Source organism: Kitasatospora aureofaciens (genome assembly GCF_019192735.1).
GTDB classification, from domain to species: domain Bacteria; phylum Actinomycetota; class Actinomycetes; order Streptomycetales; family Streptomycetaceae; genus Kitasatospora; species Kitasatospora aureofaciens_A.
Window position 1 is genome coordinate 28,152 of record NZ_JAHTKP010000034.1, and the last position, 20,834, is coordinate 48,985.

Here is a 20,834-nt window from a genome sequence, read left to right on the forward strand (position 1 = left end):
TAGGAAGAACGGACATACCGGCATTCAGTTCCGGACAACCTCGACGCGCCGTCAGTGATCGAACAGCGCCCGGACGGCGGACCGGCGAACCCTTGGGGTGACCGGGCGGTGCCGGGGTCTGGGTCCGGGGGAGAAACTTTTACGGATGGGGCGTGCGCGGGCGCGTTCGAGCCCCCGCCGACGGTGCGGCGGGGGCTCGTGAATGTTTCGGGGATAAAGACCCCGTCAGTGCCTCTGGCGCCTGGTCAGCACCGGTCAGTGCGACTGCAGCGCCTGGGCCTGCGCCGGCAGGCCGGGGCGGGCGCCGACCTCCGAGGTGCAGAACGAGCAGCGGGTCGCCGCGGCCGGGATCGAGCTCAGGCACTCCGGGCAGTCCACCTTGGGCGCCGGCACGGGCTTGGCCGACTCGAAGCGGGTCTGGAGCTTGCCGACCGGTACTACCACGGCGAAGTAGATGACCGCGGCGACCAGGAGGAAGCTGATCAGCGCGTTGACGAAGACGCCGTACGGGAACCGGGTGCCGGCCACGTCGAAGGTCTTCTGGGTGAAGTCGCCGACGGCGCCGGTCGCGACCCCGATGAGCGGCGTGAGGAAGGCGGTCACGAACCCGGTGACGACGGCGGTGAAGGCCGCGCCGATCACGATGCCGACCGCGAGGTCCACCACGTTTCCGCGCAGCAGGAAGCTGCGGAATCCCTTGAACACCGGGTACTCCAAATCCGTACGGGGGAGGGGGAGGTGGGGCCGCATGGCGGCGCCCCGGCCGGACATCCTGCCGACCGGCCCGGGCCGAGGTCCAACCGCGTTCACCCGATCCGCCTAACCGGCCGCGGACCGCACGGTCGGCGGGCAGGCGATGCGCGGGCGCTCCGCGTACGGGTCGATCCCGGCCGCCTCGTGGCCACCGCCTCCGCTCAGGCCGGGCGCAGGCGCAGCGAGCGTTCGTAGAACTCGACCGTCTGCGCCGACACTTGATGCAGCGTGAACGAGGTGAGGAAGCGCGCCCGCGCCGCCTGTGCCCGCGCGCCGGCCGCCGACCGGTCCGCCAGCGTGTCGGCGATCGCCGCCGCCAGCTCGGCCGGCCGCTCCGGCGGCACCAGCCGGGCGTAGTCCTCCGAACCGACCGTCTCGCGCAGCCCCGGCAGGTCCGTGCAGACCAGCGGCACGCCCACGCCCATCGCCTCGATCGCCGCGCCGCCCTGGCCGTCCCGACGGGCCGGCACCGCGACCGCGTCGGCGGCGGCCATCAGGTCGGCCACGTCGTCGCGCGGCCCGAGGAAGCGCACGTTCCCGGCCACCCCGGCGAGCGCGTGCAGCCGCGCCGTCTCGGGGCCCTCGCCGCCCGCGAGCAGCAGGACGGCCTCGGGCTCCGCGCGCCGCACCGCGGGCCAGGCGTCGAGCAGCACGTCCAGGCCCTTCCGGTACTGCTGGCACGCGGCGACCAGCACCACCGGCACGTCCCCGGGCAGCTCCAGCGCGCCGCGGACCTCGGCCCGCCGCTCCGGGGTCGCGGTGCCGAGCAGCTCCGGGTCGCGCCCGCGGGGCACCACGTCGATCCGCTGCCGGGGTACCCGCAGCCGTTTCGCCGTCGTGGCGGCGACGTACCGGGTGAGCGCGTGGAAGCGGCGGGTGCCGCGCGCGGTTGCCGCGTCGAGGGCCTGCGCCGGGCGGAGCCCGCCCGGTCGGTCCGGCCCCGACGGCGGGTCGACCAGGCTGGACACCACCGGCGTGCGGGCGGCGAACGCGGCGGCCTGGGCGAGCAGGTCGGAGCGGTGCGCCCCGGCGTGGCGCGTGGTGTGGACGAGGTCGGGCCGCCGTTCGCGGATCAGCCGGTGCAGCGCAGCGGCCGTACCGGCCCGGCCGGGGCGGCCGACGGCGAACACGGCGGCGCCCGCCTCGGTGAGCTCGGGCTGGCAGCCGTCGGGCGCGTCGTGGAGGTACGCGACGTCCAAGGTGACGCCGGCGCGCACCAGTTGGGGCGTCATCGCGACCAGCGCGCGCCCGGCCGCGCCGAGCCGGCTCGCGCTGTCGATCACCTGAAGCACATGCACAGGCCACCCCCGCCCCTCACCGGGTGCGTCCGTTCTCCCGTGCCGGACGCGCCCTGACTGCCGATCAGCATCGCAGGTGCTCCGGCGGACCCGCCAGCGATTACGCGTGTGGGGAACGCCGCAGGGGCGGCCGGGTGGGCGCGCGGGGCGAACCGGGGCGCACGGCGGTCGCAACCGGCGCACGACCGCGCCCGACCGGCGCACGCGAGGGGTATCCGCGCGGGCGCACGGACCACCAACGGGTTGTGCGAAGGGGCTGTACAGCGCGTGACGCTGTGCCAAGGTCGTTGCCATGCCCGACGATACCTGCGATACGTCGGCCGACCCGGCCGAAACCCGTCCCCGCATCCTGCATCTGATCAGCGATTCCCGCCGCAGTGGCGCCCAGAACTTCGCCCGGGACCTGCACCACGAGATGCGCCGTCGAGGCCAGTCCTCCGCCCTGATGGCCCTCGCGCCGAACCCCGCCTCCCGCTCCGGGACCAGGTCCTCCCCGCGCCCCGGCCCCCGCTCGGACGACCGCGCGACAGACGAGCCCGCGATAGACAGGCCCGCGATGGACGACCGCGCGATACCGGAGACGCCCGGCGCGCAACCGCAGGTGCCCGCCCCGCCCCCGGCGCCCGCCGGAACCATGAAGCTCGAAACCCCCGAAGCGCCTGACGCCCCCGGCGCCCGCACCGCCACCGTGCTCGGCCCTCGCCGCCTGCACCCGGCCACCCTGCTGGCCCTGCGCTCCGCCGCCCGCGCCGCCGACGTCGTCCTCGCCCACGGCTCGGACACCCTCGCCGCCTGCGCTCTCGCCCTGGCCGGCACCCGCATCCCGTTCGTCTACGTCTCCGTCGGCCACCCCCGCTACTGGACCGGGACGGCGCTGCGCCGGTTCCGCGGCGGCGCCCTCCTCCACCGGGCCGCCGCCGTCACCACCCTCACCGACGAGGCCCGTGCGGTCCTGGAGGAGCACTTCCGGCTGCCCGGCGGCAAGGTCAGGGTCATCCCCAATTCCCGTGCTGCCGAGAGCTATCCGCCCGCCGAAGGCCGCGACGAGCGGCGCGCCGCCCGGCACGCGCTCGGCCTGCCTGCGGACGTCCTGCTGGTCGCCTGGATCGGCGCGATCGCTCCCGAGAAGCGGCTCGACCTGGCCCTCGACGTCCTCGACCGGCTCCCCGACGTCCGCCTCGCCGTCGCCGGCGACGGCCCGCTGCGCGAGGTCCTGGCCCGCCACCCGGCCGCCGCCCGGGCCCACTTCCTCGGCGCCCTGCCGGACCCGGTCCCGCTGTACCGGGCCGCCGACGCGGTGCTGCTCACCAGCGACAGCGAGGGCGTGCCCGGCGCGCTCATCGAGGCGGCGCTGGCCGGGGTGCCCGCGGTGGCCACCGACGTCGGCTGGGTGCGCGAGGTGGTCCGGGACGGCGCCACCGGCGCGCTGGTCGCCCCTGGGGACCCGCTGGCGCTCGCCGAGGCGCTGGCCAAGGTGCTGGCCTGCAACCGTGCTGGCCTGGGCGCAGCCGCCCGGGCGCACGCGCTGGCGCACTTCGAGCTCGGCGCGGTCGTGGACGCCTGGCAGCGGCTGGTCGCCGACGTGTGGGCCGAGAGCCGGGCGGCGCTGCAGACCTGAGGACGTGCAGCCCGGAGGACGTGAGAGCCTGAGACAGGCCACAGGCTACTCCGAACGGGCGAATCCGCCCCCACCCGCCCCGCGCAACTCGCCGGTAACGAACCGTCACCGCCACACTGCCCGGTGTGAAACCTGCGAAGTCTGTGAAGCCTGTGTCGAAGGCGCTGCTGAGGTCCACCGTCCTGCTCGCGGTCGCCGCCGGGATCGCCGCGTCGCCCGTCCAGGCCGGCGCGGCCACCCACCGACAGCCCGCCGAGGGCGTCCAGTACGTGAAGCTCGACCACCCGCAGCCGGTGCGCGAGGCGGCCCGTACCGAGGCGGTCGAGTTCTTCTGGTACGACTGCGGCCACTCGCAGCAGCTGGAGCAGCCGCTCCAGGCCTGGGCCGAGAAGCACCGCGCGGACGTCGCCCTCCGGCGCGTCCCCGCGATCTGGCCGGGCAGCCCCGAGGAGGGCGTGCAGCGCGGCCACGCGCGCCTGTACTACACGCTGGAGCGCCTGGGCCTGGTCGAGCGGCTGCAGACGAGTGCGTTCCGCTCGGTGCACAACGACAAGGCCGACCTCACCACCGAGGCCACCGCCACCGAGTGGGCGGTGCGCCACGGCGTCGACGCGCAGCAGTTCGGTCAGGCGTACCGCTCCGACGCCGTGCGGCAGTCGGTCGACGACGCGGCCGCCCAGTTCGTCCGCTACGGCGTCAACGAGCTGCCCACGGTGGTCGTCCAGGGCGAGTACCGCACCTCGCCGACCAAGGCGGGCGGCGTCGACGCGATGCCCGAGGTGCTGGACTACCTGGTCCAGCAGGAGCAGCTGCGCAAGCGCTGATACCCCTGCTCCGCCGGGCCGGTGACGCGGGCTCAGTCGTCAGGAAGCAGCCGAGGAAACCGCCAACCTAACGGTTCTGATGCTGTTTAATGGTTAGCATGAGCGAGCTGACGATCCCGCACGTCCACCACCGCCACGTCGATCTCGACGGCCTGCGCGTGTTCTACCGCGAAACCGGCCCGGCCGACGCCCCCGTCCTCCTGCTGCTGCACGGCTTCCCGTCCGCGTCGCACCAGTACGCCCGACTCCTCGACGCGCTCGGTACCCGCTACCGCCTGATAGCGCCCGACTATCCCGGCTTCGGCCACAGCGACAGCCCCGCGCCGGACGCCTTCCGCTACCGCTTCGACACCCTCGCCGACGTCGTCGAACGCTTCTGCCTCGCGCTCGGCCTCGACCGGTTCGCGCTGTACGTCTTCGACTTCGGCGCCCCCGTCGGCCTGCGCCTGGCCACCCGCCGGCCCGAGTGGATCACCGGCCTGGTGGTCCAGAACGGCAACGCCTACGACGAGGGACTCTCCGACCAGGCACGGGAGTTCATCGCCAACCGGCACGGCGTCGAGGGCGCCGCCGAACGGGCCCGCGCGATCCTCACCCTGGAGATCACCCGCAGCCAGTACGAGGGCGGCACCGGCGACCCGACCCTCGTCGCCCCCGACGGCTGGACGCTCGACCAGCACTTCCTCGACCTGCCGGGCCGCAAGGACATCCAGGTCGAACTCGCCCTCGACTACCACTCCAACGTCGAGCTCTACCCCGTCTGGCAGGAGTGGCTGCGCACCAACCGCCCGCCCACACTGATCGTTTGGGGACGGAACGACCCGTTCTTCACCGAGGCCGGAGCCCGTGCCTACCTGCGTGACCTGCCCGACGCCGAACTGCACGTCCTCGACACCGGGCACTTCGCGCTGGAGGAGAAGCTGCCCGAAATCGCCCCGCTGATCGACGACTTCCTCGCACGTACGCAGAAGTGACGTACGCAGCAGGCGGGTTCAGTCCCGGCGCAGCAGGTACGTGACGAACCCGAGCGTGCCCCGGTGCCCGTGCAGCCACTCGGTGCGGTGCCGGTCGGCGGCCTCGCGGACGGCCGCCGCGTCCGGGTCCTCCGGGTGGTCAAGCGCCCACTCGGCGAGCGTGCCGGTCCAGGAGAACTCGTAGGCGTCCCACTCCTGTTGACTGCTGATGTGGCCGTCCACCGGCGTCCAGCCGTCCCGGACGAGCCGGCCCGTGGTGGTCGCCAGATCCGCGTAGTCGTCCCGGGCCGCGCCCAGCGCCTCCAGCGCGGCCCGGGACGGCTCGCGCTCCCAGAAGCTCTCGCCGATCAACACCCGGGCGCCCGGCGCCAGTTGCTCGCGGACCGCCGCCAGGGCCGGTCGCAGGCCACCGAACGCGTGCGTCGCGTCGACGATCAGCACCAGGTCGAACGGCTCGGCCGCGGCGAACTCTCGGACGTCGGCGTGGTGCAGGCCGATCCGGCGCACCACGCCCACCGCGGTGGCCGTCTCCCGGGCCCGGGTCAGCGCCTGCGCGTCCAGGTCCACCCCGACCGCCCGCCAGCGCGGGCGCGCGGCCAGCGCCCGGACCAGCCAGGCGCCCTCGCCGCAGCCGAGATCCAGCGCCCGGCCGACCTCGGTGTGGGCGGTGGCGCGCTCCAGCAGACGGGCCACCGACTCGTCCGCGAGCGGCGCCGCGATCGGATGGCGGGCATGGGCGAGACGGGAGAGCCGTTGACGGTCCATCCGAGCAGTATGGAGTCCGACCGGCCGCTCGCGCTCGGGAACGCCTCACACCTGCTGCGAGTAGGTGCGGCCCTTCCAGGCGGCCCCTCGGCCGCGCCAGTGCTGCACCGCCGAGTCCACCGTCATCAGCAGGTACATCGCCGCCGTGAACGGCAGCAGCAGCACCGCCGGAGCGGGCTGCCCGTAGTACCGCACCATCGGCAGGTACGTCCCCGCCATCAGCGTCCAGGCCGCCCCGCCCACCGCCACCACCGTCGGCGCCCCCGCCGCCAGCCCGGCCACCGTTGCCGCCGGCGGCACCAGGTACACCAGCGTCAGCCCGAGCACCGTCCCGAGCAGCAGCAGCGGCGAATGCCGCAACTGCGCGTATGCGCTGCGCGACACCATCCGCCACAGCTGCTCCAGCCGCGGATACGGGCGGACGCTGTCCACCTCCCCGGCCAGGCCCAGCCACGTCCGCCCGCCCGACGCCTTCACCGCCCGGGCCAGCGACACGTCGTCGATCACCGCACCCCGGATCGCGGCCACCCCGCCCGCCCGCTCCAGCGCCTCCCGCCGCACCAGCGAACAGCCGCCCGCCGCGGCCGCCGTCCGGCCGCCCGGGCGGTTGCTCCAACGGAACGGGTACAGCTGCGCGAAGAAGTAGACGAACGCCGGCACGATCAGCCGCTCCCAGCCGGTCTCCACCCGCAGCCGGGCCATCTGCGACACCAGATCCAGCCCGTTGCTCTCCGCCGCCGCCACCAGCTCCGCCAGCGAATCCGGGCCGTGCGCGATGTCCGCGTCCGTCAGCAGCAGGTACTCCACGTCCGGACCGGCCAGCTCCACCCCGTGCCGCAGCGCCCACAGCTTGCCCGTCCAGCCCGGCGGCAGCGGGGGAGGCGTCGTGACCGTCAGCTCCAGCCCGTCCATCGTCCGCAGCTCCGCCGCCAGCGCGCCCGTGCCGTCCGAACTGTGGTCGTCCACCAGGATCACCCGGACCCGCCCCGGATACTTCTGCGCCAGCAGCGACGGCAGGCTCACCGGCAGCACCGGCGCCTCGTCCCGCGCCGGCACCACGATCGCCGCCTGCGGCCAGCGCACCGGCGGCCGGCGCGGCGGCAGTCGCACGTCGGTGCGCCAGAACAAGCCGTGGCAACACGCCAGCCAGAGCCAGACCAGCAGGGAGAACGCGGCGATCCACAGCAGGACGGTCACCTCGGCAGTCTGCCGCAGAACCGGCCCGGACGGGCGGATCGACTAAAGTCTTGCCCCGTGAAGATCGCACTGATGGACTCCGGAATCGGCCTGCTGGCCGCCGCCGCCGCGCTTCGGAAGCTGCGCCCGGACGTCGACCTGGTGCTCTCCTCCAACCCCGCCTCCATGCCGTGGGGGCCGCACACCCCCGAAGAGGTCACCGAGCTCGCCCTCGGCTGCGCCCGGGCCGCCGCCGCCCTCGAACCCGACGCGCTCGTGATCGCCTGCAACACGGCCTCCGTCCACGCGCTCGCCACCCTCCGGGCCGAACTCGAACCCGCGCTGCCCGTCATCGGCACCGTCCCGGCGATCAAGCCCGCCGCGGCCCTCGGCGGCCCGGTCGCCATCTGGGCGACCCCTGCCACCACGGGCAGCGCGTACCAGCGCGGCCTGATCCGCGACTTCGGCGGCACGGCGGACGTCACCGAGGTGGCCTGCCCCGGCCTGGCGGACGCGATCGAGCACGGCGACGACGACGCCATCACCGCGGCCATCGCGAACGCCGCCACCCGAACGCCCGCCGGCACGTCCGCGGTCGTCCTCGGCTGCACCCACTACGAACTCGTGGCGGACCGCATCCGAGCCGCCGTCGCCGCCACCGCGACCCCGGACCTCACCCTCCACGGCTCCGCCGACGCCGTCGCCGCCCAGGCCCTCCGCCGCATCGCCGACCACACCCCCACCGGCACCGCCACCACCACCGTCCTCCACGCCGGCACCCCAGCGACCCTCCCGCCGGCCGCCACGTACTACCCCGAGTCGCAGTTCCTCCTGGCTCCCACCCCCTGATCGCTCGCACCAGAAGTCGGCAGGGCCGACTTCCTGCGCGTGGGGTGGGTTTTCAGGCCACTGGTTGGCGGCGCCAGCGGCGGTAGGCGGGTTCGAGGCCGGAGAGGATGGTGTCGAAGCGGCGGGTGCTGGTGGTGGAGTCGACCTGGAGGCGGCTGATCTGGAGGGGATGGGAGGGGAGGCGGGGGCCGAGGCGGTGGTCGGAGAGGAAGCCGAGGCGGTAGCCGAGCTCCTGCAGGACGGCCTCGGCGCGCGGGTCGTGGCCGCCGTCGGGGTAGGCGAAGGCGATGGGGGGTTCGCCGAGCCACTGGGTGAGGGCGTCGTGGGCGCCGGTGATCTCGGCGCGGACGGTGTCGTCGTCGCAGCGGCCCAGGCAGGGGTGCCCCTGGGTGTGGTTGCCGATGGCGACGCCGCCGTCGCGCAGGGCGCGGAGGTCGGCGGGGGTGAGCTGTTCCTGTGCGGGTGGCCGGCGGCCGGCGCTGACCCGGAGTTCGTGCAGGCTGCGCCGGCGGTCCGGGTCGGGCATGGCCTTGAGCCGGGGGAGCAGCTGGGAGGGGTGTCCGCAGTCGAGGGAGCGGGCGCGTCCGCCGTGTCGGGCGAGGAAGTCGGCCTCGTGCCACCAGAACGGCCGCTCGGTGCCGATGAGCTCGGAGATGACGAAGGCGGCGGCCGGGATGCCGCGGGCGTTGAGGGCGGGCAGGGCGTGGGTGAGCACGCTGCGGTCGGCGTCGTCGAAGGTGACGAGCACGCTGCGGGCGGGCAGCGGCCGCCGCTCGGTGACGGCCTGGAGGACGGCGGCGAGCGAGACGGGGGTGGCGAGTCTTCGGAGCCGGTCGAGCTGGGCGCCGAAGGAGCTCGGGTCGGTGACGCCGTGGTACGCGAGGACGGCGAGCCGCTGGGCGGCGCGGGCCCGGAACACGGGCTGGACGGGGGCGAACCGCAGCCAGTCGACCCGCGCGTCCGGGCGATGGGCGTCGGCGGGCGCGCCGTGCCAGCCGCCGCCGTGCGGTTCGGCCGGACGGCCGACGACCGGCGACAGCGTGCGCACGCGCGCGACGGGTCGGGCGTGGACGGCGGTGATCGCCGTGGTGGACTGGGACTGCGGCACGGTTCCCCCTCGGTCGCCGAGCGGCGTGGCGGTACCGCCGGAGGACGGAGCCCGGCCTCCGACTCCAGGGGGCAGCGGCTCCGCCCCCTGGTGTATTCCGGTCCGCGACGGGGGGACGAACACCCGCGTCGAGGACGGCTCCTGGATCGCTCAATGTAGTGGAGACCGGTACGCCGCGTAGATGGTTGTACCGGGGGGCCGAGGATTTTTCGTGGACTGAATGTGCGCCGAATTTCACGTCGACTGGCAGTTGTACAGGTGGCGCAGGATGCCGAGGGGTTCACTCCCTGCGGGCTGCCTCCGGCGCCCGCCCGGGGTACCTTGGGCTCATGGCAGATGCGGACCGTGATCCCTTCCACCTGCACGGCGCGACCCGGATGGCCCGCGCCTGGAGCGGCGGTGCCCTGGTCACCCACCAGATTCCGCTGGCGGTGGTGGGCTTGGCCTGCCTGGCGCTGGGGATCGTCGTCGCGGTGATCGTTCCGGACAGTGACGGACCGGCCTGGGCGATGGCGGTGGCCGGCTGCCTGGCGGCCGGCGTCCTGCTGCTCGGCCGGATCGTCTTCGCGCTGCTGCGGTACCGCCGCCGCGCCGCGCTCTGAAAGCTGCGCTCCGAAACCTGTTTGACAAGAACGCGGCAACTCGCGGGGCAAGAACTCGCAGGCACGTCCACGGCTGGAATTCGGCTGCTCCGGTAATCCCTTCCCCACTTCTTTCACCATTCCCGGGCGGCGCCTTCATGCCTCCCCATACTGTGAATGCGTTCTCGGGGAGGGGAAGCGATGCGCGGCAGCGCCGGGGCGGTGGGCGGACATGTCTGAACCCGTCAGACGGGTGCCCGGGTCATGAGGCGCGGCGTGGACCTCGCGGTCGCGGCCCTGGCGGGGATCGTCGCGGTGCCGCTGGCGTTGGCGATCGCCGTGCTGCTCCGCTGGACGGCGGACGGACCGGTGCTCCTGCGCCAGACCAGGACCGGCCGGCACGGCCGGGAGTTCCAGATCCTGCGCTTCCGCACCCGGCGGGACGGCCGCCTCGGGGTGCTGCTGCGCCGCACCGGCCTGGACGAGCTGCCGCGGCTGTGGAACGTCGCCCGCGGCGAGATGGGGGTGATCGGGCCCCGGCCGGCCCGTCCGGATCAGGTGATCCGCTACCCCCGCCGCGAGCAGGACCGACTGGCCGTCCGCCCGGGCCTCACCGGCTGGGCCCAGCTCCAGGCCCGTCGGCCGCGCACCCGGCTGAGCCGGCCGGAGTGGGCCGAGCTCGATCTCTGGTACGTCGAGCACCGCTCGTTCGGGCTCGACCTGCGGATCCTCGGACTGACCGTCAAGGCGCTGCTGCGCCCCGGCGAAGGCTCCGCACGGCCCGCCCTTCCGCCTCGCTAGGCTGCGGACATGGCCATTCCTGAGTTTCTCGCCGACCTCCGTTCCGTGGTGGGCAACCGCCCGCTCTGGCTGAGCGCCGTCGTCGCCGTCGTGCTGGACGACCGCGACCGGGTGCTGCTCGGCAGGCGTGCCGACGACGGGCGCTGGGCGCCGGTGGGCGGCATCCTCGATCCCGGGGAGCAGCCGGCCGACGGCGTGGTGCGCGAGTGCCTGGAGGAGACGGGGGTGGTGGCGGTCCCCGAACTGCTCGCCTCGGTCACTGTCTCGCCGCAGGTGACGTACCCGAACGGCGACGTGTCGCAGTACCTGGTGCTGACCTTCCGCTGCCGGGCGATCGGCGGCGAGGCGCGCGTGAACGACGACGAGTCGCTGGAGGTCGGCTGGTTCACGCTGGACGCGCTGCCGCCGATGATCGAGACCGAGCACGAGCGGCTGCGGCACGCCCTGGAGTGCGAGGGCCCGGCGTTCTACTCCTGGGAGGGCAAGGAGCGCCCCTGACCCACTGCTTTCGGCCAACCCTCAGGCCTTGCCGTCAGCCCTTGTGCTGCCGGTAGGTCTCCTCGGCGGCGTCCAGGACGGCGGCGAGGTCGCCGCCGGCCGTCGCGGTCGCGACGGCCGCCACGGCGCCCTCGACGAACGGCGCGTTCGCGAAGCGGACCGGGAACGGCAGGCCGTGCTCGTCGGCGTCGGCGAGCAGGGCGCGGACGGTGGCGACCGCGCTGCCCAGGTCGGCCAGGACGACCACGCCGTGGCCCTGGTCGACCCGCCGGGTGGCGGCGGCGACCAGGACCGCGCTGATGCCCGGTCCGGTGACCGGGTCGCCCCCGGTGGCGGCGACCGGGGCGGGGGAGTCGGATCCGGTCAGCGCGAGCGCCAGGGCCCGGACGGCGGTGGCCAGTTCCTGGCTGTGCGAGACGAGGACGATCCCGACCCGGCCGTGCGCGGTCGGCCGGCCCGACGTGGGCCGGGGCAGCGGGGTGCGCGAGGGCGGGGTGCGGGGCGCCGGAGGGTGGGCCGAGGGGGCGTCGGAGATGGGGATGACGTCTGCGCGGGTGCCGTCCCGGCGGCTCATCGGCTGCTCCCTGCGGGCGGTTGGTCGGGGGCCCGTGCGTCGGGGACCCTCCGGGGCGGTCTGGGCCCACCTGGCGCGGGTGGGGTGTTCCACACTCTGGCAGCTGCCTGCAGCCCCCGCCGGGCGGGACACGCTCGACCGTTCCTCCGGCGGCGTCCGGCCGCGTCCGGGGGAGTCCTCCTCAACCCGCTGACCGGGGCGGGCGGGTGTGGCTAGGCTGGCCGGGAATGACGTCGGGAGGAGACCGAACAGTGGCAGCGAACAGCGGGACTGACGTGGAGACGGCCGGTCGGGAGGTGGCCGGTCCGGGGCCGGAGTTGGCGCCGAACGGGAAGCCGAAGGTGGACTTCACCGGAGCGACGTGGCTGTGCAGCAGCCAGGGCGTCGGGGACGTCCAGATCGCGTTCGTCGACGGGTACATCGGGATGCGGGACGGCCGCCAGGAGGCCGGGCCGGTGCTGGTCTTCACGCCGGCCGAGTGGCGGGCCTTCGTGCTCGGTGCCCGGGACGGCGAGTTCGACCTCACCTGACCCCGGTGGGGCCCCGGTAGGACGCGGGAAAGACCCGTCAGGACTGCGGGAGAGCCGTGGGGCGGGCCTCGGACATGAGGCTCGCCCCACCGGTGTTCCGCAGCCGTTTCCGCAGCTGTTCGAGGGTGATTTCGGCCTCGAACAGCACAACTGATGATCTATTGATCGTGCCTCGTCAGAATTTCTGTTGACTGTTAGACAAACGCAGCTCAGAGTATGAGCACAGGCAGACGCCGTGCCCACCGCCCCCACGCGGCCAGACACGGCGCCTGCTGTGCGGCCCGGCAGTGCTGCCAGGCCATCCTCCCAGGAATCCCCTGCGCACCGGGGTGCGTCGGCCGGTCCCGGCCCACGAGGGGCCGGCAGTCGCCGGGAGGCTGGCGCCGGGACCGAGAGCGACTCGGACACGGCACCGTTTGCTCGGGACCCGCACGCCCCCACGCGGCGGCGTCCCGAGCAGATCCACGGGAGCGACGGGCCGGGGCCCCGCGGATCTGGCTCTTGTGGTGCATGGAACTGTTGGCTTGTGTGCTGTGCTGTGTGCGACGACGAAGCTGGGTGCTCGGCAGTTCGGCACGACAAGTGCACAGTGAGGGATACGCGTGTAGGGCCGCGTTGCGACGTGCCGTCCCCCCGGAGGGTGAAACCCAGAACGGCTGTCGTGCAGAACCGAACGTAGCCCGGACGGTTGCTCAGAGTCAACATTGGTCTCTGAGCGTGGATCTCCCGCCGGTGCCCCACCCACCCCGCGAGCGCGGTGTGCTGGGCACGTACGATGTTCCCATGTCTTTTCTCCGCCGTCGCTCCGGACAGCCCGCCGGCCCGGACTTCGACGTGCTCGCGATGGACCCGGGCGACTGGCCCGGCGACTTCGGTGCGGCCATGATGACCGGCCCGGACGGCTCCTGCCAGGGGATTTTCCTGCGCTACGACCTGTTCGGCGGCAGAGGCCCGGCGATGTTCATCGGCAACCTCCCCGAGGGCTCGCCCGCCCGGGAGACCGGCGACGAGGTGCCCTTCGAGGTGCGGCAGCTGCTCGCGGCGCTGGAGAACGACGAGCCGGTCGAGTTCGTCTCGGCCGAGGATTTCCCGGTGATGCTCGGGGACGACCTGCTGATCGTGAAGAAGGTCAAGGTCAGCGAGGAGCGCGTGTTCTGCGCCCAGTTCGGCCGCAGCGACGGCGTCCAGGTCACCATCGCGTCCTGGGACCGGCCGATTTCGGACGACTTGTATCAGCTCCTGAAGCCGCTCCCCGCGGACATGTTCCAGCAGGGCTGAAAACCGCCCCGCCGGTAGACCTCCCAGCCGGCTGACCGCACTGCCGTCGAACCGCCCCGCCGGCCGCCGTTCCGCGGACAGGCCACTGCTTGACGGGCTCGATCATCGGTTCGTACAGTCGCGACCATGTCGTGCCGTCTCCCGCTGCTGACCCGCCGCAGCTATCTGGACCTGCGGCGCACCGCCAGCGCGGCGTGTCCGGGCCGCTGAACGGCGGCGGGCGCCCGGCCGAGCGGTCGGCGCCGATCCGGGGGCGGACCGTGCACTGAGCCGGGCACCGACCTCCGGGGCCGCCGACCGCCACCGCGTGCCCGCCCGGCGGGCCGCCCGCAGTTGCCGAGCCCCTGCTGCCGCCCGGAGGCACCCGCACCATGACCCCGACCGCCGCCGACCCGTCGCCCGTCGCCGCCGCCCTCGCCGGGCTGCCCCGGGTGGTCGACCTGCTCGCCGCCCGCGCCGAGGAGCACGACCGCGACGCCACCTTCCCGTACCAGGGCATCGAGGCGGTGCACGAGGCCGGGCTGCTCACCCTGACCGTCGCGCAGCGGTACGGCGGACCGGGCGGCACGCTCGCCGACACCGTCCGGGTGCTGGCCCAACTCGGCCGCGGGGACGCCTCGGTGGCCGTGGTCACCGCCTTCACCCTGCTCCAGCACGCCGAACAGGCCCGCCGGGCGGCCTGGCCGACGGCCGGCTACCGGCGGCTGCTCACCGAATCCCGGCGCGGGCCCGCCCTGGTCAACACGCTGCGCGCGGAGCCCGGCGGCCGGCCCGGGGCGCTGCCCGAGACGGTGGCGCGGCGGGACGGGGACAGCTGGCTGCTGAGTGGCCGGAAAACGTACTGCACCGGCGCCGAGGCGCTGGCCTGGATGGCGGTGACCGCGCGGACCGACGAACCGGAGCCGCGGATCGGCACCTTCCTGGTCCGCGGCGAGAGCGAGGGCCTGGAGATCGACCCGACCTGGGACCAGCTCGGCCTGCGGGCCAGCGCCAGCCACGACGTGGTGCTGGACCGGGTCCGGGTGCCGGCCGACCTCGCGCTCGGGCTCGGCGCGCCCCGCCGGACGGACGGTCAGGAGGCCGAGGCGGAGGCCGAACTCGCCCGCGCCTGGCACGATCTGGCCCTCTCCGCGGTGGCGGTCGGTGTCGCCCGCGCCGCTCAGACCTGGCTGGTCCGCTTCCTCAACCAGCGCACTCCGGCCAATCCGACGGAGCCGCTCGGCACCCTGCCCCGCTACTGCTGCGCGCTCGGCGAGATCGAGGCCCAGCTGATCGGCGCCGAGGAGCTGATCGCGGGGCTGGCCCCACGGGTGGACCGGGGCGAGCCGGACGCCGTCGCCCGGACCGGCCCCGCCCACCTGCTGGCCGTCCGGGCCGCCACGGCCGCCGTCCAGCAGGCCGTCTCGCTCACCGGCAACCCCGGCCTGAGCCGGCGTCACCCGCTGGAGCGCTACCTGCGGGACGTGCTCAGCAGCCGGGTGCACCTCGCGCCGGACGAGGCCGTCCTGGAGGCCGTGGGCCGGGCCGCCCTGGAGTACGGCGCCCGGCCCTGAGGGCTGTTCCCCGGCCGGAATCCCCGGACCGGAACCGATCGCTCAGCGGGTTCCCACGGCGGCCCGGACGGCCCTGCGGGCCAGCGCGGCGTCGTCGTAGAGCCGGCGAATCATGATCCGCTGCTCCTCGCCCGCCCCCGGGACGTCGTACAGCCGGATCTCCCGCATCAGCACCAGCACCAGGTTCACCAGGAACGCGTCCCGGGCCAGCGTGCCGCCGCTCTGGGCGAGTTGGCTGATCTGGCGGCGCGCCGCGGTGTCCCCGGACAGCACACTCCACAGCACCGCCAGGTCGTAGCCGGGCAGGTACCAGCCGGCCTGCTCCCAGTCGACCAGGACCGGGCCGGACGGCGCCAGCAGCATGTTGCTGAGCAGGGCGTCGCCGTGGCAGAGCTGGAGCGGGGTGTGGCCGAGGCCGTGCAGCAGGCCGCGCAGGTCGCCGGCGTCCCGGTCGGTGAGCTGGCCCACCGAGTGGTACCGGGCGATCTCCAGCTGGTAGTCCATCCGCGGCTGGAACACGTCGGTCGGCGGACGCCACAGGTTGAGCGTCCGGACGGCGGTGAGCAGCGCCCGCACCTCGCCCGGGGTGGGCGCGTTGACGGGGTGGCGTTCCCGGGCGGCCGGCCGCCCGGGAACGCGCTCCATGACGAGCACGCAGCGGTCGTGGTCGGCGGCGACCAGCCGGGGCAGCCGCACCGGCGGACGGTGCCGGACGAACGCCCGGTAGACCGCGACCTCGTGGTGGAAGTCGGCCACCAGCTGCTCGAAGTACTCACTCCGCACCGCCTGCGGCGCCAGGCACTTGGCGACCACCGGGGCGCGCCCGATGGTGCCCGCCACCAGGATGTGGCGGCTGCCCTCGCGCAGCACCTGGCGCGGGGTGAACGCGGGACATATCCGCGCGACGCTCGCCAGCGCGGCCCGTACGGCCGGGGTCTGGAGCGACGACGGGTCGATCCGCTCGGGTCCGCCGGGCTGGCCGGGCCGGTGCGGGCCGCGCAGCACCCGGCCGTCGGCCTGGCGGGCGAGCGGGATCCGGCCGCCGGCCGGCGGGGCGGCCTCGGGGCCGCGCAGCCCCAGCGCCGTACGGCCGGCCGGAACCCGGGCGTCCGTGGTCCGGCCGTCGGCGCCGCGCGGGGCCGCGGGGCGGCTCGGCGGGGGCACCTGCTTCGGCCCGGGACGGCCGGCGGCTGCGGTGGGGGGGCGCAGCGCGGTGCGGGTCGCGGTCGGCGTGGGGGTCGTCGCTGAGGAGTACATGGGGTGAGGGTGGTCCCTTCCTGTCCGTCGGCGGGTGCATCCCGCGGTGCGGGGGAGGGCCGGTGCCGCGTGCTTCCTGGCGTGACGGTGGCCCTGGTTCGGTGCGGTGGGTGGTGCGCGGGCGCCGGGCACGGACGCGGGGTCAAGAACCCCTGTTCGGCTGTGCTCCGGCCGTCCGCACCCTGGGGAATGCGGTCGGCCGGACTGCCGTGGCCGTGCCCGGCGCCCCCGCGCCACCCGGCCGCGCCACCCCCTCGGGTGAGGACCGGGCGCGCCCCGTGCCACGGTCGGGGGAGTGCCCCGACCCGGTCCGGAGCGCCTCCCGCCCCGGGGGCGAGGTGGCGCACCCCTACAACACACCCGCGCCGCACTGGCTTAGTAGTCTGGCGGGCCCTGGCGAACGGTGGCGAATGCTCGCCTGGCACTTGCCGGAGCCTCTAGCCTCGAACCAGCCGAGGAACCTGGGGGCTTCACGTGAGCAGGGGACCCAACACCCGACTCGCCGATCTGTTCGTCCTGACCGGATGGTCGAAGGGCGAACTCGCGCGGCTGGTCAACCGTCGGGGTGCCGCGATGGGTCAGCAGCAGCTGTCCACCGACACGTCGAGGGTACGGCGCTGGATCGAGCAGGGGGAGATCCCCCGCGATCCGGTGCCGCGGGTGCTGGCAGCCGTGTTCACGGAGCGGCTCGGCCGTGTCGTCACCACTGAGGACCTCGGTCTGGAACGACACCGGCCTACCAGGAACGGGGCGGCGCAGTCCGCAGCAGTGCCATGGTCGCCGGATCGAACGGCCGCGGTCCTCACCGAGTTCACGGGAATGGACCTCATGCTGAACCGACGTGGATTGGTGGGCGCGGGCGCCGCGCTCACGGCCGGGGCGGTCATCGCCGACTCGCTGAAGGGCTGGCTGGGCGGGGACGCGGTCGCGTACGCGGCCGCGGCGCCCGGCCCGCGGCAGGTGATCACCGAGGGCGGGGCGCGCCCGGTGGTGGACGTGTACGACGCGGGCCCGGTGGGGCTCGACGAGGTGGAGGCGCTGGAGCGCTCGGTGCAGGTGTTCCGGGCGTGGGACGCCGCGCGCGGGGGCGGTCTCCAGCGCAAGGCCGTGGTCGGCCAACTCAACGAGGTAGGCGGCCTGTTGACGCACCGGCACCCGCCCGCCGTGGAACAGCGGCTGTGGCTGGTCGCGGCCAACCTCGCGGTGCTGGCCGGCTGGATGTCGCACGACGTGGGCCTGGAGCCCACCGCCCAGCGGTACTTCATGATCGCGGCCGAGGCGGCCAAGGAGGCGGGCGACCGTCCGCGGGCCGGCGAGGCGATCTCCCGCGCCGCCCGGCAGATGGTCCACCTGGGCCGCGCCGACGACGCGATCGACCTGATGTCGGCGGCGAAGGCGGCGGGCGGGCGGCTGCTGCCCAGAACGCGCGCCATGCTGAACACCGTCGAGGCGTGGGCGCACGCCTCGATCGGGCACACCCAGGACACCTGCCGGCTGCTCGGCGAGGCCGAGGACCTGTTCGCCGAGGACGTGCCGGAGCCGCCGCCGTCCTGGATGCAGGTGTTCGACGAGGCCGAACTGCGCGGCATGCAGGCGCTGGTGCTGCGGACGCTGGCCGAGCACGACCGGTCGGCCGCACCGAAGGCGCAGCGGTACGCGGAGCGGGTGATCACCCTGCGGGAGGGCACCGGGCAGCTGCGGTCCGCGCTGTTCGACCGGATCACGCTGGCCTCGGTGCACTGGATCACCGGGGAGCCGGACGCGGCGGAGTTCCAGGCCAAGATGGTGATGAACCTGATCGGCCAGAACTCCTCGCACCGGACCTGGGACCGGCTGCGCGAGATGTACCGGCTGACCGCGCAGTACCGCGGGCTGCCGGTGGTGGACGAACTGCGGGCCGAGCTGGGGCGGGAGTTGCGCGCGGCGGACGGCAAGAACCGGCCGCGGGCGACCTGAGCCGGTGCGCTCGGGTGCTACCTGAGCCGGCCCTGTCGGGCGCGCTGTTGAGTACTCAGGCCCGCACGGCCGGGCGGAGCAGCATGCGCAGCGCGGTGACGGTGCCGTCCGGGCCAAGGACGGGCTCGCCCGCGCACTCGACGCTGTTGTGGAGACCGTCGGGGTGGCGGATCCGCAGGGTACCGACCGCCGTTCGCCCGTGCACCAGGGTTTCGGTCATCATCCGGCGCAGCAGCGGCCGGTCCGCCTCGGGGACGCGGTCGGGCAGCCGGTCGAGGCTGAGCGGGCCGTGCCCGGGGTCGCAGCCGAGCAGCAGATAGGTCTCGGCGTCCCACCGGACGCCGTCGGTGAGCAGGTCCCATTCGGCGGAGCCGACCGCGGGGTCGGACGGCTCCTGCGCCGTGCCGTCCACTCTGCCGTCCGTTCCGCTGTCGGCGCTGTCGTCCTGGCCGCTGCCCGCCTCGGTCGTGGCCGCCTGGGTCGTGCCGAAGGCGCTCGTGGTGGCCGTGCCCGTGCCGCTCGTGCCGCTCGTCGGGGCGCCGTCCAGCCGGACGGTGCCCGGCGGGCGGGCGGCAGCTAAGGGCATGTTCATGACCGGCCCATCGATCGGGGCGAGCAACGCGCAGCGAGCGAGCCGTCGCAGGTGGTGAGAACGGGTGGTGAGAAGACTGTCGCACAGCCGCGTCGACCCTGCGGGGGATTTGGACAGAACGTGGGCAAAATTCCCGTGGCATATGCCACTGTGGCCGAAGCCTTCGTCGCCCTGTGTGCGGAAGCGTGCCCGAGGCGGTAACCTTCGGTGATTCCGGCGCCCGGGCGCCCACCGCAGTACCGACCAGAGACCCCGGCGACGGAAATCCCGTTGCCACTACGACCGCCGCAACGGATGCTGACCTCATGTTCGAGCCAGTGATAGCACCCAGTGCCAGCCTCCTCGGCCTCCTTCAGCGAGGCCGCGGTGACGGGCAGCTCCACGCGCTGGCCGCCGACCGTACCGAGGCCATCGCCGCGCTGGAGGAGTGCGTCACCAGGGATCCGCGAGCCGACTGGCAGGTCGAGAGCCGCTCGCTGTACTACGCCCGCCTCTACATGGAGCTGGAAGCCCCCCTCGACGGCATCGAGGACCACCTCCACTCCGCGGAGGACCTGGTCAGCGACGACGAGAACCGCACCGGCCTCGCCCTGTCCGTCCTCGGCCACCTCGCCGCCTACGGCCGGCGCGACGCGCTGCTGATGCTGCGCGAGTACACCGCCACCGGCGCCAACTGGCCCTGGGCCCTGGACGAGCTCGCGCTGCGCGACGACGACCGCGGCCTGCTGCTCCTCGGCACCGCCGTGCTGGACCGCTTCGCGCCGGGCCCCGAGGGCGACGCCGAGCTGCGCGACTTCATCCGCAACGCGTACGAGCCCCGGCCCTGGCGGCTGTGGGCGGCCTACCACCCGAGAGTCGCGGCGGCCAGCGAGCAGTCACCCTTCGACCTCTGGCAGCGCCAGCTCAACCGCAGCGGCGTCACCCCCGGCTGGTCCACCGCCGACGTCCTGGCCTGGGCCGACCAGGGGGACCTCGGGGACCTCGGCGCCGGCGCATTTCTCGGCCGTCCCGAGCCGGACCGCGGCGCCGCCGACCCGTCGGACCCGGCCGGCCCCGACGCCGTGGACCGCCGCGCCGCCGCGGCCGCCCGTTGCCTGACCGCCGTGGTCCGCCCCGAGGACCGGCCCGTACTGCTGGAAGCCGCTCGCGACGGTCTGCCCGGCGCCCGGCGGGCCGCCCTCCGCTACCTGGTCGACCGGCGCGACCCGGCCGCCGCCGAGCTGATCGAGGCCGCCGCCGCCGACGTCGACGACCGGATGGTGCGCTCGGCGCTGGAGCTGCTCGGCCGGATGCGCGGCCCCGAGGTGCTCGCGCACGCCCGCCGCTGGGCCGACCCGGCCACCGGCGGCGCCGACAGCGCTCTCGGCGAGGCCGCCGTCCAGCTGCTCGCCGACGCCGGGGAGCCGGCCGACGCGCCGCTGGTGGTCGCCGGGCTGCGCCGCTGGATCTCCGTCCGCGGGGTCAGCGGTACCGGGCTCGGGTCGCTGGTCGACGGTGCGGGGCGGCTGGCCTCCGCCGACGCCGTCCCCGTCCTGCGCCACATCTACGGGGAGGCCGCCTCCTCCGAACTGCGCGGTCGCGCCGCCCGGGCGCTCGCCGCGACCGACGTGCACTTCCCCGAGGGGCCCGCCGTCGAGTGCCTCTGGGACTGCGAGGAGTCCACCCGCGAGCTCGCCGCGCGGCATGTCGCCACCACGGGCGACGCACGTGTGCTGGAGCGCCTGCGGAGACTCGCCGCCGACCCGGCCGAGGAGGCCGAGGTCCACGCCGCCGTGCGCGGGCGACTGACCGCCGCCCGGGAGTTCGGGCGCTAGGGTTCCTTCACCGTCGGCGGTGGGCCGGGACACCC

At 74.5% G+C, this 20,834-nt stretch carries 20 protein-coding genes; 12 read left to right on the forward strand and 8 right to left on the reverse strand.

Features of this window, described 5'->3' with window-relative positions; translation table 11 throughout:
- Positions 1 to 255 precede the first annotated feature (255 nt).
- Entirely contained in the window at positions 256 to 705 is a 450-nt protein-coding gene (gene mscL, locus KV557_RS27155) for a large conductance mechanosensitive channel protein MscL (RefSeq protein ID WP_218204130.1), read from the reverse strand.
- 209 nt (positions 706 to 914) lie between these two features.
- Positions 915 to 2,036: a glycosyltransferase family 4 protein gene (locus KV557_RS27160; protein WP_308130093.1), complete on the reverse strand. Its 1,122-nt coding sequence runs from the start codon at positions 2,034 to 2,036 to the stop codon at positions 915 to 917.
- 307 nt (positions 2,037 to 2,343) lie between these two features.
- Here KV557_RS27160 and KV557_RS27165 point away from each other — a divergent pair, with 307 nt between their 5' ends.
- The 3 genes from KV557_RS27165 to KV557_RS27175 all read left to right on the forward strand — a co-directional run bounded on the left by KV557_RS27165 (position 2,344) and on the right by KV557_RS27175 (position 5,467).
- Positions 2,344 to 3,669, forward strand: a complete 1,326-nt coding sequence (locus KV557_RS27165) for a glycosyltransferase family 4 protein (RefSeq protein ID WP_218204132.1) — start codon at positions 2,344 to 2,346, stop codon at positions 3,667 to 3,669.
- Between the two features lie 143 nt (positions 3,670 to 3,812).
- Positions 3,813 to 4,493: a thiol:disulfide interchange protein DsbA/DsbL gene (locus KV557_RS27170; RefSeq protein WP_218204133.1), complete on the forward strand. Its 681-nt coding sequence runs from the start codon at positions 3,813 to 3,815 to the stop codon at positions 4,491 to 4,493.
- A 98-nt stretch (positions 4,494 to 4,591) separates the two neighbouring features.
- Positions 4,592 to 5,467, forward strand: a complete 876-nt coding sequence (locus tag KV557_RS27175; RefSeq protein WP_256178006.1) for an alpha/beta fold hydrolase — start codon at positions 4,592 to 4,594, stop codon at positions 5,465 to 5,467.
- 18 nt (positions 5,468 to 5,485) lie between these two features.
- On the opposite strand, the gene KV557_RS27180 is transcribed toward KV557_RS27175, so the two are convergent.
- Together KV557_RS27180 and KV557_RS27185 are read right to left on the reverse strand one after the other, a co-directional pair.
- Positions 5,486 to 6,232 (reverse strand): SAM-dependent methyltransferase, encoded by a 747-nt coding sequence (locus KV557_RS27180; protein ID WP_218204135.1) that lies wholly within the window; start codon positions 6,230 to 6,232, stop codon positions 5,486 to 5,488.
- A gap of 45 nt (positions 6,233 to 6,277) precedes the next feature.
- Positions 6,278 to 7,429 (reverse strand): glycosyltransferase, encoded by a 1,152-nt coding sequence (locus KV557_RS27185; protein WP_374106677.1) that lies wholly within the window; start codon positions 7,427 to 7,429, stop codon positions 6,278 to 6,280.
- Positions 7,430 to 7,486: 57 nt separating this feature from the next.
- On the opposite strand from KV557_RS27185, the gene KV557_RS27190 reads away from it, so the two are divergent.
- The gene (locus KV557_RS27190; RefSeq protein WP_218204136.1) at positions 7,487 to 8,257 is read left to right on the forward strand and encodes a glutamate racemase; all 771 of its coding nucleotides are present in this window, start codon (positions 7,487 to 7,489) and stop codon (positions 8,255 to 8,257) included.
- A gap of 52 nt (positions 8,258 to 8,309) precedes the next feature.
- On the opposite strand, the gene KV557_RS27195 is transcribed toward KV557_RS27190, so the two are convergent.
- A complete protein-coding gene (locus KV557_RS27195) occupies positions 8,310 to 9,365 on the reverse strand; it encodes a polysaccharide deacetylase family protein (RefSeq protein ID WP_308130094.1) in 1,056 nt (351 codons plus the stop codon).
- Positions 9,366 to 9,694: 329 nt separating this feature from the next.
- On the opposite strand from KV557_RS27195, the gene KV557_RS27200 reads away from it, so the two are divergent.
- From KV557_RS27200 to KV557_RS27210, 3 genes are all read left to right on the forward strand, one after another.
- Positions 9,695 to 9,967, forward strand: a complete 273-nt coding sequence (locus KV557_RS27200) for a hypothetical protein (RefSeq protein ID WP_218204137.1) — start codon at positions 9,695 to 9,697, stop codon at positions 9,965 to 9,967.
- Between the two features lie 243 nt (positions 9,968 to 10,210).
- Positions 10,211 to 10,747, forward strand: coding sequence for a sugar transferase (locus KV557_RS27205; protein ID WP_218204138.1), 537 nt, complete (start codon positions 10,211 to 10,213; stop codon positions 10,745 to 10,747).
- Between the two features lie 9 nt (positions 10,748 to 10,756).
- Positions 10,757 to 11,245: an NUDIX hydrolase gene (locus tag KV557_RS27210; RefSeq protein ID WP_218204139.1), complete on the forward strand. Its 489-nt coding sequence runs from the start codon at positions 10,757 to 10,759 to the stop codon at positions 11,243 to 11,245.
- A gap of 34 nt (positions 11,246 to 11,279) precedes the next feature.
- On the opposite strand, the gene KV557_RS27215 is transcribed toward KV557_RS27210, so the two are convergent.
- Complete coding sequence (locus KV557_RS27215; protein WP_218204140.1) at positions 11,280 to 11,819, reverse strand: PTS-dependent dihydroxyacetone kinase phosphotransferase subunit DhaM; 540 nt, start codon at positions 11,817 to 11,819, stop codon at positions 11,280 to 11,282.
- A 296-nt stretch (positions 11,820 to 12,115) separates the two neighbouring features.
- Here KV557_RS27215 and KV557_RS27220 point away from each other — a divergent pair, with 296 nt between their 5' ends.
- From KV557_RS27220 to KV557_RS27230, 3 genes are all read left to right on the forward strand, one after another.
- Entirely contained in the window at positions 12,116 to 12,349 is a 234-nt protein-coding gene (locus KV557_RS27220; protein ID WP_374106678.1) for a DUF397 domain-containing protein, read from the forward strand.
- A 783-nt stretch (positions 12,350 to 13,132) separates the two neighbouring features.
- Positions 13,133 to 13,627, forward strand: coding sequence for a hypothetical protein (locus KV557_RS27225; protein ID WP_218204142.1), 495 nt, complete (start codon positions 13,133 to 13,135; stop codon positions 13,625 to 13,627).
- A gap of 371 nt (positions 13,628 to 13,998) precedes the next feature.
- Positions 13,999 to 15,180: an acyl-CoA dehydrogenase family protein gene (locus KV557_RS27230; RefSeq protein ID WP_218204143.1), complete on the forward strand. Its 1,182-nt coding sequence runs from the start codon at positions 13,999 to 14,001 to the stop codon at positions 15,178 to 15,180.
- A gap of 42 nt (positions 15,181 to 15,222) precedes the next feature.
- Here the strand turns inward: KV557_RS27230 and KV557_RS27235 are convergent, their stop codons facing one another.
- Positions 15,223 to 16,437, reverse strand: a complete 1,215-nt coding sequence (locus KV557_RS27235) for an aminoglycoside phosphotransferase family protein (protein ID WP_218204144.1) — start codon at positions 16,435 to 16,437, stop codon at positions 15,223 to 15,225.
- A 474-nt stretch (positions 16,438 to 16,911) separates the two neighbouring features.
- Here KV557_RS27235 and KV557_RS27240 point away from each other — a divergent pair, with 474 nt between their 5' ends.
- On the forward strand, positions 16,912 to 18,393 hold the full coding sequence (locus KV557_RS27240; RefSeq protein WP_218204145.1) for a DNA-binding protein NsdB: 1,482 nt from the start codon (positions 16,912 to 16,914) through the stop codon (positions 18,391 to 18,393).
- A 55-nt stretch (positions 18,394 to 18,448) separates the two neighbouring features.
- Here the strand turns inward: KV557_RS27240 and KV557_RS27245 are convergent, their stop codons facing one another.
- Positions 18,449 to 18,985 carry a hypothetical protein gene (locus tag KV557_RS27245; protein WP_218204146.1) on the reverse strand — a complete coding sequence of 179 codons (537 nt, stop codon included), beginning with the start codon at positions 18,983 to 18,985 and terminating at the stop codon, positions 18,449 to 18,451.
- Positions 18,986 to 19,290: 305 nt separating this feature from the next.
- Between KV557_RS27245 and KV557_RS27250 the strand changes: the two genes are divergently transcribed.
- Entirely contained in the window at positions 19,291 to 20,799 is a 1,509-nt protein-coding gene (locus tag KV557_RS27250; protein ID WP_218204147.1) for a HEAT repeat domain-containing protein, read from the forward strand.
- Positions 20,800 to 20,834: the final 35 nt, after the last annotated feature.

Bases quoted from the DNA above. Each gene is read 5' to 3' on its own strand.
- KV557_RS27165 (WP_218204132.1), top strand. From the start codon at position 2,344: ATGCCCGACGATACCTGCGATACGTCGGCCGACCCGGCCGAAACCCGT.
- KV557_RS27175 (WP_256178006.1), top strand. From the start codon at position 4,592: ATGAGCGAGCTGACGATCCCGCACGTCCACCACCGCCACGTCGATCTC.
- KV557_RS27180 (WP_218204135.1), bottom strand. From the start codon at position 6,232: ATGGACCGTCAACGGCTCTCCCGTCTCGCCCATGCCCGCCATCCGATC.
- KV557_RS27200 (WP_218204137.1), top strand. From the start codon at position 9,695: ATGGCAGATGCGGACCGTGATCCCTTCCACCTGCACGGCGCGACCCGG.
- KV557_RS27205 (WP_218204138.1), top strand. From the start codon at position 10,211: ATGAGGCGCGGCGTGGACCTCGCGGTCGCGGCCCTGGCGGGGATCGTC.
- KV557_RS27210 (WP_218204139.1), top strand. From the start codon at position 10,757: ATGGCCATTCCTGAGTTTCTCGCCGACCTCCGTTCCGTGGTGGGCAAC.
- KV557_RS27215 (WP_218204140.1), bottom strand. From the start codon at position 11,819: ATGAGCCGCCGGGACGGCACCCGCGCAGACGTCATCCCCATCTCCGAC.
- KV557_RS27225 (WP_218204142.1), top strand. From the start codon at position 13,133: ATGTCTTTTCTCCGCCGTCGCTCCGGACAGCCCGCCGGCCCGGACTTC.
- KV557_RS27230 (WP_218204143.1), top strand. From the start codon at position 13,999: ATGACCCCGACCGCCGCCGACCCGTCGCCCGTCGCCGCCGCCCTCGCC.
- KV557_RS27235 (WP_218204144.1), bottom strand. From the start codon at position 16,437: ATGTACTCCTCAGCGACGACCCCCACGCCGACCGCGACCCGCACCGCG.
- KV557_RS27245 (WP_218204146.1), bottom strand. From the start codon at position 18,985: ATGAACATGCCCTTAGCTGCCGCCCGCCCGCCGGGCACCGTCCGGCTG.
- KV557_RS27250 (WP_218204147.1), top strand. From the start codon at position 19,291: ATGTTCGAGCCAGTGATAGCACCCAGTGCCAGCCTCCTCGGCCTCCTT.